This is a genomic window from Vibrio sp. Vb2131 (genome assembly GCF_033338535.1).
GTDB lineage: Bacteria > Pseudomonadota > Gammaproteobacteria > Enterobacterales > Vibrionaceae > Vibrio > Vibrio alginolyticus.
In genome coordinates this window covers 92,650-104,851 of the sequence record NZ_JAWOSW010000015.1, presented here as the reverse complement: position 1 = coordinate 104,851, position 12,202 = coordinate 92,650, and the positions used below count along the sequence as shown (strand labels likewise).

Sequence of the window (12,202 nt, the reverse complement as noted above, 5' to 3'; positions counted from 1 at the left end):
CACTCCTGTTCCAATTTAGTATCAAACGCCTCAAACCTGAGACTTTAATTCGACACCATGTTATGTCTATCGGTACTTGCGAAAGTCTTTACCTATCTGTTTCTCATCATGTAAGAATTACCCATTAAAATTATTTTTCTTTTCTCAGTGATTAAGAATTATATTTGTCGTAACTCCTACAACACGTTACAACACTCTCATGACGACAAACAAAGCTAATGCTAACCAGGTAAACGAAAAATCACTGCAGTTGTTAATGCAAGTTGCAGTTAGTCCGTTCCCAGTTTCTGCGAAAACGCTAAGCGAGCAATTGAACGTTCCTTTAAGCAGCCTTTACCGACACTTAAAACTGCTTAAAGAGTGGAACTTGATCGAAGAAAGCGTTCACGACAAGACATTTGTCGTTGGTCCGGCGGCATTATTACTCATGCACAGCTATGAGACCGCGCAACATGGGCTCGACATGGTCGAAACCATACTGGCTAGGTTGGTACAACAAACCGGGGAAATGGCCGCTTATATGGTACCAGCGGGTTATCGTGCGCTTTGTGTCAGACAGAAAGAAAGTATGCAGGCGCTGCGTTGCAGCTTCGTCCAGGGTCAAAGTCAACCTCTGCTGCGCGGTGCCTCATCTAAAGTGATGCTTGCTTTTATGCCTCAAAGTCGATGCGAGAAAATCTTGAGATATTTTAATCAAGATCACCGACGTGACGAGTGGGAAAAAGAGCTCACAACCATCCGTAAACACGGATATGCCGTCAGTACTTCTGAGATTGACCCTGGTGTTTCAGGTATTAGCGCACCGGTAATGAAAGGAAGCAAACTGATTGGCGCAGTCTCGGTGATGGCTCCGGCCCACCGAGTCGAAAAGGATAAGCAGCGCATTATTTTACATGTACTGCAAGCGGCAAGGGCACTACCACCAGAAAGGTAATTCATCATGTTAAGCTTTTTCAAACGCTATAAACTCCACCACACCGTGAAACAGCCGCAGCATTACCCTTTTTCTTTTATGACAGTGTGTGAGTATTTGCCACCCATGTCTAAGGGCGCGTTTGAATTAGCTGATCAAAGTTTGGAAAATGCTAGTGATTGGCTTTACCAACAACATGATCATGAAACCGCTGAAAACTATGGGCACTTCAACCACGACAAACTGGAGAATGGCGAGTTTCAGGAAGCGTTAAGTCTTTCGCTTTCTCGTCACTCAATTCCGGTTTTAGTCACTAACTGTACCGAGGCAATCTTGTCCATGTTACCTGTGGTCGTATCCTATCGAGACGAAGTGGGTGTCGTAAATATCGGGCATAACATGAACTTGAAACCGACACTTGAGCCACGCTTAGGCTCTGCATTCCATTTTGCTCTTTCTCGCTATCAAAACGTACGATTGTTTTTTGCTGGCGTCAGTGAGCAAGAGACGAAGCAGGAAACGTGGGAATACGCGGAAGATCAAGGTTGTGATTGGGTGACCGAGAAAGAGTTTTCTTTTCGTCATCGCAATAACGTTAAGCAACAGATCGGCAATTACCTAGACCACTGCGACCAAATAATCATTAGCATCGACCTTGGATCTCTAAAAACCAAAAACAGCCTTGATGGCGCGTCAGAAATTGATATCCAAATGGTTCTACGCACGATTAGGCAATGTTTGGTTGCAGGTAAAGTGCGAGCAATTCAGCTCGTTGGCGATCGAGATTGTCTGGTGTATTCGAGACAAACGAAAGCCATACTAGAAGAGTTATATCAGATGGCCCCACTCATCGTTCACGCTGCCTAGCGTTATAAACATTCAGAATCAGGATCGCGTCCTTCCTGATTCTGAACCAACATGCTTACTCATTATCCTTAACTAACAAATAGTTACACATATAAAGCGACACACATCACACTTACCTCTTGAACTAACCTGACACTTACGTTGTAATAAGGCCGCTAAACTTTGGTATGACATACGAAATAAAAATTAACCAAAGTTCAATAACTAAGCGGCTTCAAAACAAAAAAGTACCGCAGCTATTCCAATTTCAGTGAGCATTTGCTCACGCTCGCTTGATGCCATCTTGTTCCACTCATTAGGACATTTGATGATGCGTCTTTGCAGTATTTTCACTGCGGTTCTTTTTTTACCGCTAACCTCACACGCCACCACTTATGACTTAGCAGATATCAAGTCAAACACTAATGTTGCCTTTTGTAAAAACGGAACCATTCATGTAACGGGTTCTACTTACGATTGCACTACAAATATTGTTCTCCCGAAAGGCGATCAAATTATAAATAGTAGTCAAAGCTCATCGTCTTTAACCGCTCATGGTTCCATAACACTCCGTGGGCAGAATGTCATAGGCTCAAAGGAAAGCCCTATAAACATCAAAGCTAAAGGAACTTGGTTAAAAATTAATGGTAATAGCTACGTACTAGGTAATGTCTCTGCTTTAGGTTCTATAAAAATAACTGATAGTGAAATCGAAGGAGATATAGAAACCAATGGTGTTGGTGGAAATGGCCGTTCTGTCGAGTTTTACGGAGAGCACAACGTCCTTAATGGCAACATCATTGCTCAAAGTGACGTGTACATCGAATCTGGTATGTTCTGCGGTGATATCAAATCAAAAGGAACAAAAGTAGAAATTAATCAACTGGAATCGTCGCTTTCTAATACACCAATAGTTGTGGGCAACATTAATGCTCTATCGGGAATAAATCTTAATAATACGACAGTTTTTGGTTCTTTGACATCTCAGGGACATACTGTAGATACAGGTTTTGGCACGACCAAAATATATGCGAATAAGCAAGCTATTTCGGCAATGCATTTTTCAATTAATAACTCCAATACTTCTATTTGTGGTAGTGTGACAGCCACCCTAGAATCAAGTTCAAATTTCAACCACTATTGTGGCATTGATGAACCCAATTGTAGTTACGCAAATCAAACACCAACAACTTGCCCTATTCCTTCTTATATCCCTGAATGTAAAATTACGCCTCCATCAGAGAACGACTTCGACCTAAGCGTCACACCATCGGACGATATGGCACTGATGTGCGGCGACGATCTTCCGCAATTTACAGCAACAACAACCAATAATGGAGAAGTTGTAAGCGCAGAAGTCAGTGCCGCCCTATCACACCCTGACTTGTTCATTTTAGAGGTGATCAAAGGTCAGCAGACATTAAAAGCAAACCAATTTATATCTGACGACAATGGTGAGCTCGTTGTTCGAGTGGTCCCGAACGATATTGATACCATCGCGTTAGGTACTAACTACACGCTGACTTTCACTATGGCAGAAGACACCAGCAAGCATCAAACGGTTAGCTTTATGTTTACGCCATTTATGTTTGAGGCCTACTCAAAGACGAAAAGCGCCACTTTAAATGAAATACGCGTTATTGCAGGTAAACCAGAAAACGTGCATACGCGATTGCTTGCTTGTGCTTCCACCGGCGAACCTGTAGTCGCAAGCAACTACAATGGTACTCCTAAGGTTTTTCATCCATTGGTTCAACCATTAGGAGGAAGTGAAGGAAACTTTAGCTATTCAGCGGAATTTAAAGACGGCTTGTCTGAACATGGTCTTGTCACGAACGAGTCCGGCATATTTGAAGTGACATTGTCCGATCATTTTGAATGTGAGGGATTTGAAGAGTGCCCTGAAGAAGGCAAAGTGGAAGTGAAAGGGACATTTAATGTGCACTCGCGACCATGGACACTCGCTATTTGTGACAACCAACGTGCTTTGCCTTCTGGCACCTCTGAACAAGGAGAAGGGTTTCTTGCTGCCGGAGAACTTTTCTCTCTAACGGTGAAACCAATCATTTGGCAACCTGACGGCTCTGTAAGTGGGTCTGTTGAATCAGCACGCTATTGTGATGCTTCTATCACCCGTAATTTTACGCTTGATGACGCTCCAGCAGCATCGGTTGTCTTGTCGAGTGAGCAACATACGCCATCAGAGACAGCGAACCAAACCTCAAAATTGCTAAAAAGTAGTGACTCACTGGCTCAGGCGCATAATTCAGCCAAGAATGATCAATTCTTCTTTAATGGATTATATTGGGAAGAAGTCGGGAGCTTGAGAGTAAAAGCAAACCTAGAAAGTAAATATCTAGGTATGACTGTGAACGAAGGCTATCGTTACGTTGGTCGTTTTTACCCAAAATATTTTCAAGTGCAAGACCAAGAATGGCACTACCCACATGGCCAAACTTTTGCTTACATGAATCAACCTTTTGAGAAAGTCACTTACGATGTTGTCGCACTCAATGCGAATAAGGAAAACGTGAAGAATTACGTCCACTTTTCGTCTAACCTTCAACAACATTTCGATTTAGGCGAGCTAAGCTCATACTCCGATCGGTTTTTGCCGCCTAAGCCTAAGAAGGTAGACTGGAAACTACTGGGTAGCGCGAGTGTTGGAACGTTTGTTATAGAGAAGCCCTCGACCAATGCGACTTGTAACAATAGCCCATGCTGGAAAAAGAACACGACAGATAAGCAATATCCTGATGGTCCATTCAATACCGAGACTAATAGTGACAGCAGCCAAATAGGTTTAGTCTCAGTAAAAGCCGTTGATGAGGTAAACTTCTTCGACGATAGCGAAGTGCTCACAAAACAACCAGACATTCGATTCGGTCGTTTGAACTTTCAAGATGTAGGTGGCAACCAAGGCATGGTGATCAAAGTGCCACTTGATGTGGAAATTTGGCAAAACGGTCGATTTACGACTAACTTCGATGACAGCTCAACAACGGCGAATGGTGAATATTACTTCAGCACGCCAATTTGGTCGCATGCGCCTGCAAACAACGCCCTGCTTTCTGGCCTTGGAACGATGAGTATCGGCAGGATAACCGATATCGTTGCAAGCCAAATTGACTCAGCGCGCGAGCAAATACAATTCCACCTAGATTTAGACAGCTCAGGCAATCGCATCCCTTGGCTGAAATACGATTGGGATAGCTCTACAAGTGAAGAGGAAAACCCACCCGTCATTGTTACGTTTGGTATTCACCGAGGAAACGATCGCATTATTTATCGTGGTGAACCGAATATGCTTGGCCTAAATTAACGCGAAACGACAAAACAAAAAGAGCCCCTCAATTGAGGGGCTCTTTTCACACAGACTGTGTAATTTACTTTGCGCCACGACGCGCTTTCAGGCGCTTCACCATAGCAAGACGACGCTCTGCCGACCCTTGGTCTGTTGCCGACTGGTTCGGGTTATTACGACGACCTTGACGATTCTTAAACGCTGGTTTTGAGTGCAGCTTTTCAATGTAAGATTCACGCTGTTTTGGTTCATAGCCTGCAAGCTCAATACGGCGAATTCGCTGCTGGATTAGATTTTCAACCTGAACAACCGTGAGCTCTTCATCTCGGTTTACAAATGAAACGGCATGACCTTGTTTACCTGCACGGCCTGTACGACCAATTCGGTGAACGTAATCTTCCGCTAGAAAAGGCATGTCATAGTTCACAACGTGAGGTAAATCTTCAATATCTAGACCTCGAGCAGCGACATCGGTAGCCACCATGACACGTGCTTTACCGGACTTGAACTCTTCTAACGCACGACGACGAGCACTTTGAGCACGGTCACCATGACAAACCACCGCTTTGATACCATCAAGTTTCAGCTCTTTTACCACTTCGTTTGCGGTCTCTTTGTAGTTCACAAATACCAACACTTGTTTCCAGTTCTTACGACCAATCAGCTCCGAAAGCAGTTCCGTTTTTCGCTCTTGATCAACTGGATATAACACGTGAGCAACTGTCTGTGCTGTCGTATTCGCTCGCTCAACTTCAATACGCTTAGGCTTACGCAGGATATCTTTTGCTAACAGATTTAGTTGGCTCGAAGTCGTTGCGGAAAACATCATAATTTGCGGATCAGTATCCACATCTAGCATGATCTTACGTACTGCGTGAATAAAGCCCATGTCCAAGATACGGTCTGCTTCATCAAACACTAAAAACTCTAAGTGTGCGACCGAGACATTACCTTGTTCAATGTGCTCTTCCAATCGACCTGGTGTAGCCACTAGGATATCTACACCGTTTTCTAATGCCGTTACTTGAGAAGACATTTTACGGCCACCGAAAATCGCAGCCACCGACAGGTTCGTGTACTTCGTGTAAGCTTTGATGTTGTCAGCAATTTGTTCAGCAAGCTCACGAGTTGGAGCCAAGATAAGTGCGCGAGCAGTCTTACGAGAAGCGCTACGGTTACTGTCTAGCAGCTGCTGAATCATAGGCAGAGAAAACGCAGCCGTTTTACCAGTACCTGTTTGTGCTGTAGCGAAAATATCATGGCCTTTGCGAGCCATTGGAATCGCCTTCTGTTGAATTGGCGTTAACTTTTCATAACCGCATTCTGCCAGTGCTTTAACCACTTCTGGCGCAAAACCTTGAGATGAAAATGACATTGAGCGTATTCCTTAAACAAACCACTAAAAATAGCTTTAAAAATTTAGCCGTGCACTATACCCGAATTTGAGTGATTTATCTCACTTTTCTCATTGAAATCCTACAAAAGAAAAAACGGTGAGCACAGATATATCAGTGGTTCACCGTTTTCGTTTAACCTTTGCGCAATTTAATGTTTGATGCCAGATAACTGAAGGAGAATTCGCTCAAGCTCATCCCATGGCAACAGCTGAGAATCTATCACTTCTAATCGTGATTCAAACCCTTCTAAGCTGATTTCATTCACCGACACGACTCGGTTGGCAACATTAAACGCGTAACAACCTTGATCCGTATTGACCACTGCTTTAACACGCTCTGCGGTCAAGTCCGAAAGCATAGAGAAAAGCTTTTCAAAATCAAACTTATACTCTGCCCCAAACAACCACCCACAACTAAAATACCCTTGCCCTTTGTTCTCTTTACGCACAAAGGCTTCACCTGGCGGCAACTGGAATTGAGGCTCTTGGTGAGCATGGTCATGATGATGTGACTCGATATGGGAAGAAGCGCTGCCGTAAACCCGTTCGATATCCAAGACTTCTATCGGTAACTCACCATCATGAATAAGCTTACTGAATACTTTTGAGGGAGATTGGTCCGTCACCCAGTCATTAAACACATCAATGTCGTGACTGGTACAAAGGTCAACCTTACTGCCTATAACCACATCTGCGCTGTCTAACTGGTCCACGAAATTTTGGTTAGAAAGATATTTTTCATCACTTAAGTTACGCGGATCAACCAGAGCGATCGTCGCTTTTAGATCAACGTAAGGTTCATACTGTTCTGAGGTAAGCGTCGCGATAACCTGTTTTGGATGACCAAGGCCTGTCGGCTCAATCAATAAACGGTCCGGTTTTTGGCGCAGTAACGCGGTAATACCGACCGACATTGGCACGCCCGCCGTACAACACATACAGCCACCCGGCACTTCTTTAATCAGCGCACCTTGGTCGGTCATCAATGCACCATCGATGCCAATCTCACCAAATTCATTGACCAAAACCGCCCAGTTTTCGTTTTCCGGTTTGTTCTTCAGTAGATTTAAAATCGTGGTCGTTTTACCGACACCCAAAAATCCGGTCAGTATGTTGGTTGGTACTCGATTTGACATGCTTATCTCCGACACGTTAGTGCATTAATGCTCCAGCAAAGTATACGGAGAATGTGACTCGCTTCAACGCTTTTTATCGCGCTCATCAAGCTCATTGCGTGATGCGTGGGTATACATTTTTTGAGAATGATCAGAGTGACTTATCAACTCTGAACGCTTCATATCAGAAAGATACATACTGGTGTAAATGACGCAGGCAAAAAACGCGATAATAGCGACTACAATGGGAAGAACTCCGAGTGTATTTTCGAATTTAAGCGCAGCGATAGCCAATGCGAAAACAACGACAGAGATAAGTGCGATAGACTTACTTTTGTTGCTTTTCATGATAACTCGCCTTTCGTAAGGGTAGCCCCTAATACCTCCTGTATTAGGGGAGTGCCAGTTTGAACAACATCCAACCTGACTATTCAATGCTACTCCTTTCGCTACTTGTGAAATTTGACAAAGCTAACATTTATTACAACATCAAACGATGAACTTATTACTAGCTTTCAGACACTTAGTGGACTGTAAAGCACTTACTAGCAAATCGACCCGCCGCTGACCAATATGTCGTTTTCATTGGCAATACAAACTTGCGCCACCAGCCTTAGCCCTTCGACTATCATCTCCAGAGACATGGAAGGCTGACTGCCATCTACTGCTTGTTCTGGCAATAATGGGATATGAACAAACCCATGACGAATAGGTTTGTCTTTTAGATAATGTTGGATCCCATAAAAAAGGTGGTTACATACAAATGTTCCGGCACTGTTGGAAATCTGGCTAGGTATCCCCTGCTTTTGCAGCGTTTGAACAATACGCTTTATCGGCAGTGTCGAGAAGTAAGCATCAGGACCATCAGCCACCACGGGTTCATCAATCGGCTGATGCCCAGCGTTATCTGGAATACGAAAATCATCGACATTAATTGCGACACGTTCTGGGGTTATCGCGCTACGCCCGGCCGCTTGCCCTACAGTAATTACACAGTCTGGCTGGTGCGCTTCTATTGCTTCAATAACGACTTTCACCGAGTCATATCGAACTACGGGGACTGGGCAAGTAACTATCACACCGCCTTTTATGGCCGCAGCCTCTAATTGCTTGACCGCTTCTAAGGCGGGGTTAATGGCGTCACCACCAAAAGGTTCAAAACCGGTAATCAGGACTTTCTTCATAACAGCCTTTAGGAAAAGAGTTTTACAAATTATTGCACTCCCCTTCACCCCATCCAATAGCAAAAGTATTGATGAGATAAACCAGACAACATTATGTGACTCATGTCTAACCAGAGAGTGTTTTCTGCCCCATTGAATCTAGGCAAGTTCCGGACTATCGAGACTAACTTATTGATGATTAGTGGCAGGGCAAAGTTCTCTCATTACATGACGCACGTAGAAGCTTGGTTTCCACGCTTAACTTAGGTAGAGTACGCGACCGCAATGCAATTCGAAGAGATTGAATACAATGAATATTGATAACCATGTAATCGAAACGATTGAAGAGTTGGAGGCATTTCTGCATTTAGTAGAAAGCGGCGCTCTAGGCCTTGAAGGTGTCACTGGCGTTGCGCTAGCCACCTCTAATACCGATGGCCGTCCATTTGTTGCCGTATTAGGAGAAAAACACCAATTGCTCCTTGGCCGCTGGGTTTCGCAGCACGTATATGACAATGGTAAAGACATCGTTCGTAACGGCCCAACCAGAAAACACTAAGCGCTCGACGCCACCTATAACATCACGCCGTCTTATACACCAAGCGTATGCTTTGAAAGCAATGCGCTTGGTGTACTCAAAAAATAAAAAAGAAAAGGCTAGCCTTTATTAATTTTGTCGGTATACTGCACATCAGCTCTTACGGAAAGAGCTATTAATGTAATTAAAGATCAAAGTTTCTCTCAGTTCCACATCGAATTCCTCGTTTACGTTCCTGCGACAAAATAGTTATCTCTAAAATCATATAGTAGCACTTGATATTAGCTAAAAATTCAATATTTAAAACAATCAAATATAGAGGTATCTATGTCTAATAAATTAACTGGTTCAGTAAAATGGTTCAACGAAACTAAAGGTTTTGGTTTTATTTCTCAAGACAATGGCGGTGATGACGTATTCGTTCACTTCCGTTCTATTGTTTCTGAAGGCTTCAAAACTCTTACTGAAGGCCAAAAAGTATCGTTCGTTGTTGAACAAGGTAACAAAGGTTTACAAGCAGCTGAAGTAACTGCACTGTAATTCTTTGTGTGGCATCAATGTTGTTGGTGCCACAACCCCCTTCCACTTGTTACTGCCCTTACTATTCTCTATCTAAGTTTATATAGCCAAATCACTTACCTCTCCCACACCATCATTAATCACTTTCAATAAAGTCACTTTGGTATACATCTTTAGGTAATCACACAACCTACCTTGCAATTCCAGTTTGGAATTAAATTAATCTCATTCATATCTGAATCACTTCGCCTCATGCTTTGCTCATAAAAATAAAGTTTATAAAATAAAAGCGATTGGCGAATATAAGAGAAAAAATGAAATTAAATATATCTGCTCAATCAATAAATTCTAATAACTACGAGCACATAATCCCTAGCTGAGAGATTGAGTTTGCACTGAAATGTCATTACATGAAGCCATTTATCGGACAACACTTCATAGGGACAGCGTGTGGAGTCACACACTTCGGGGTATTTGTTGAGTTAGAGGAACCGAAGGTCTCATTCCTTTATCAACTTTCCAAAATGGTGAGTTCGAATTTGATGCAGTCAAACAAAAAATTTCTAGCCAGAGCACCACGTTTACTCTAGGAGCTAAAGTGCACGTGTTGGTTAAAGACGTCGATTCGAAATAAAGAAAGATCATGTTCAACTTAAAAGATGCGGAACACGCGGTAGGTTAGCCTGTTTTAGGTTACTTTCTAATCCATTAATCAAAAATAAAAAATAAGCTTTTAATACCGCAATTAACTTGTGACATTTCGCTGACATCGACTCATTCTAAAACCCTAATATCTGACAAAGGAAACGAATCTAATTTTTGTTTCCAGACACCATCGCAGAGTGTATTTCCAGCACTCTGTTTGCCTCGAGAGGTTCTTATGACAGCCTAGGATCTCTCGGGGCTTTTTTGCACCTATTCAAACCACCTGATTCTACATCCCAACTATTATCCCCTACCCAAGCTGTACTTTTTAACTAGTTCACTAGATCGACAATTGTTATTTAAGCAACTGATCACACAACCTCTTCCAAATTTTGGGTATAAAGTATCAATACTTTCGTTAACTAGGATGTAAATAATGAAAAACTCGTTTGATCTCACTATGCCCAACGAAGAAGGATACTTTGGTGAATACGGTGGTAGCTTTGTTCCACCTGAGCTTGAACAAATCATGCATGACATCAACGCAGCTTATGAGGAATGCAGCAAAGATCCTGAATTTAAAGCGGAACTCGCTCGCCTGTATAAGCACTTTGTTGGACGACCTAGCCCAATCTTCCATGCGGAAAACTTGTCTAAAAAATACGGAGCAGACATCTACCTAAAGCGCGAAGACTTAAACCATACAGGCGCACATAAAATTAACCACTGCTTAGGAGAAGCCATTCTCGCTAAAAAGATGGGTAAGAAGAAACTGATTGCTGAAACTGGCGCAGGACAACACGGTGTTGCGCTTGCTACAGCCGCGGCATTGGTTGGCTTGAAATGCGATATTTACATGGGTGAAGTTGATATCGCCAAAGAACATCCGAATGTCGTCCGCATGAGAATCCTTGGTGCTAATGTCATTCCTGCCACTCATGGGCGCAAAACCCTCAAAGAAGCGGTAGATTCTGCATTCGAAGCTTATCTGAAAGATCCTGATACACAACTTTATGCGATAGGCTCTGTCGTTGGCCCTCACCCATTCCCTAAAATGGTGAGAGATTTCCAATCAATTATCGGTAACGAAGCACGAGTTCAATTCAAAGAAATGACCGGCAAGTTACCCAATAATCTCGTCGCATGCGTTGGAGGTGGTTCTAACGCGATGGGGCTATTTACTGCTTTCTTAGAGGATGAACAAGTCGCCATTCACGGCGTTGAACCTGCGGGCCGCTCTTTGCAAAAGGTTGGCGAGCATGCTGCAACACTCACACTCGGTGAGCCAGGAATCATGCACGGATTTAAGTCTTACATGCTTAAAGATGCGCAAGGCGAACCTCAGGAAGTGTACTCTGTAGCAAGTGGCTTGGATTACCCATCGGTTGGGCCTCAGCATAGTTACTTAAAAGACATTGGCCGTGTCAATTACGGCTCAATCAGTGATGACGAAGCGATTGATGCCTTCTTTGAGCTGTCTCGTGAAGAGGGAATAATCCCTGCTATTGAATCCTCACACGCTGTCGCTTACGCAATTAAACTCGCACAGCAAGGAGAAACCGGCTCGATTTTGATCAACTTATCAGGCCGTGGTGACAAAGACATTGATTTTGTCGTTGAACACTACGGCGCAAAATACGGCATTGAATCACTCATATAGCCTAACTCCGTAGCCTAACCCTATATACAAAAAGCTACCTGGTACTAGGTAGCTTTTTGTTTTTGTCTACTATTTTAAGAAGCAAGTCCCTTTACTCACTGCT

General features: G+C 43.2%; 10 protein-coding genes and 1 pseudogene. 7 read left to right on the top strand and 4 right to left on the bottom strand.

Annotated features, from left to right (window positions below):
- Positions 1-199 precede the first annotated feature (199 nt).
- The 3 genes from R7E38_RS16310 (at position 200) to R7E38_RS16300 (ending at position 5,081) form a co-directional block, all read left to right on the top strand.
- Entirely contained in the window at positions 200-934 is a 735-nt protein-coding gene (locus tag R7E38_RS16310; protein WP_005386192.1) for an IclR family transcriptional regulator, read from the top strand.
- Positions 935-940: 6 nt separating this feature from the next.
- A complete protein-coding gene (locus R7E38_RS16305) occupies positions 941-1,780 on the top strand; it encodes an arginase (RefSeq protein ID WP_005375657.1) in 840 nt (279 codons plus the stop codon).
- A 310-nt stretch (positions 1,781-2,090) separates the two neighbouring features.
- Complete coding sequence (locus tag R7E38_RS16300) at positions 2,091-5,081, top strand: DUF6701 domain-containing protein (protein ID WP_411978680.1); 2,991 nt, start codon at positions 2,091-2,093, stop codon at positions 5,079-5,081.
- A 64-nt stretch (positions 5,082-5,145) separates the two neighbouring features.
- Here R7E38_RS16300 and R7E38_RS16295 read toward each other — a convergent pair whose 3' ends face one another.
- From R7E38_RS16295 to pcp, 4 genes are all read right to left on the bottom strand, one after another.
- Positions 5,146-6,438 carry a DEAD/DEAH box helicase gene (locus tag R7E38_RS16295; RefSeq protein ID WP_005375652.1) on the bottom strand — a complete coding sequence of 431 codons (1,293 nt, stop codon included), beginning with the start codon at positions 6,436-6,438 and terminating at the stop codon, positions 5,146-5,148.
- A gap of 170 nt (positions 6,439-6,608) precedes the next feature.
- Entirely contained in the window at positions 6,609-7,595 is a 987-nt protein-coding gene (locus tag R7E38_RS16290) for a CobW family GTP-binding protein (RefSeq protein ID WP_262664679.1), read from the bottom strand.
- Between the two features lie 63 nt (positions 7,596-7,658).
- A complete protein-coding gene (locus tag R7E38_RS16285) occupies positions 7,659-7,922 on the bottom strand; it encodes a hypothetical protein (protein WP_017635759.1) in 264 nt (87 codons plus the stop codon).
- 197 nt (positions 7,923-8,119) lie between these two features.
- Positions 8,120-8,758 (bottom strand): pyroglutamyl-peptidase I, encoded by a 639-nt coding sequence (gene pcp, locus R7E38_RS16280; protein ID WP_025768981.1) that lies wholly within the window; start codon positions 8,756-8,758, stop codon positions 8,120-8,122.
- 289 nt (positions 8,759-9,047) lie between these two features.
- Between pcp and R7E38_RS16275 the strand changes: the two genes are divergently transcribed.
- The 4 genes and pseudogenes from R7E38_RS16275 to trpB all read left to right on the top strand — a co-directional run bounded on the left by R7E38_RS16275 (position 9,048) and on the right by trpB (position 12,099).
- Positions 9,048-9,296: a hypothetical protein gene (locus tag R7E38_RS16275; protein WP_005375646.1), complete on the top strand. Its 249-nt coding sequence runs from the start codon at positions 9,048-9,050 to the stop codon at positions 9,294-9,296.
- Between the two features lie 306 nt (positions 9,297-9,602).
- Positions 9,603-9,815, top strand: a complete 213-nt coding sequence (locus R7E38_RS16270) for a cold-shock protein (RefSeq protein ID WP_005375644.1) — start codon at positions 9,603-9,605, stop codon at positions 9,813-9,815.
- 359 nt (positions 9,816-10,174) lie between these two features.
- Positions 10,175-10,428 (top strand): annotated as a pseudogene (locus R7E38_RS16265) (S1 RNA-binding domain-containing protein); the annotation flags it as partial.
- Between the two features lie 447 nt (positions 10,429-10,875).
- Entirely contained in the window at positions 10,876-12,099 is a 1,224-nt protein-coding gene (gene trpB / locus R7E38_RS16260; protein ID WP_005375643.1) for a tryptophan synthase subunit beta, read from the top strand.
- Positions 12,100-12,202: the final 103 nt, after the last annotated feature.

What these genes read in the sequence shown, in the direction of transcription:
- R7E38_RS16295 (WP_005375652.1), bottom strand. Translation starts at nt 6,438, where the DNA reads ATGTCATTTTCATCTCAAGGTTTTGCGCCAGAAGTGGTTAAAGCACTG.
- R7E38_RS16290 (WP_262664679.1), bottom strand. Translation starts at nt 7,595, where the DNA reads ATGTCAAATCGAGTACCAACCAACATACTGACCGGATTTTTGGGTGTC.
- R7E38_RS16285 (WP_017635759.1), bottom strand. Translation starts at nt 7,922, where the DNA reads ATGAAAAGCAACAAAAGTAAGTCTATCGCACTTATCTCTGTCGTTGTT.
- pcp (WP_025768981.1), bottom strand. Translation starts at nt 8,758, where the DNA reads ATGAAGAAAGTCCTGATTACCGGTTTTGAACCTTTTGGTGGTGACGCC.
- R7E38_RS16305 (WP_005375657.1), top strand. Translation starts at nt 941, where the DNA reads ATGTTAAGCTTTTTCAAACGCTATAAACTCCACCACACCGTGAAACAG.
- R7E38_RS16275 (WP_005375646.1), top strand. Translation starts at nt 9,048, where the DNA reads ATGAATATTGATAACCATGTAATCGAAACGATTGAAGAGTTGGAGGCA.
- R7E38_RS16310 (WP_005386192.1), top strand. Translation starts at nt 200, where the DNA reads ATGACGACAAACAAAGCTAATGCTAACCAGGTAAACGAAAAATCACTG.
- R7E38_RS16270 (WP_005375644.1), top strand. Translation starts at nt 9,603, where the DNA reads ATGTCTAATAAATTAACTGGTTCAGTAAAATGGTTCAACGAAACTAAA.
- trpB (WP_005375643.1), top strand. Translation starts at nt 10,876, where the DNA reads ATGAAAAACTCGTTTGATCTCACTATGCCCAACGAAGAAGGATACTTT.
- R7E38_RS16300 (WP_411978680.1), top strand. Translation starts at nt 2,091, where the DNA reads ATGCGTCTTTGCAGTATTTTCACTGCGGTTCTTTTTTTACCGCTAACC.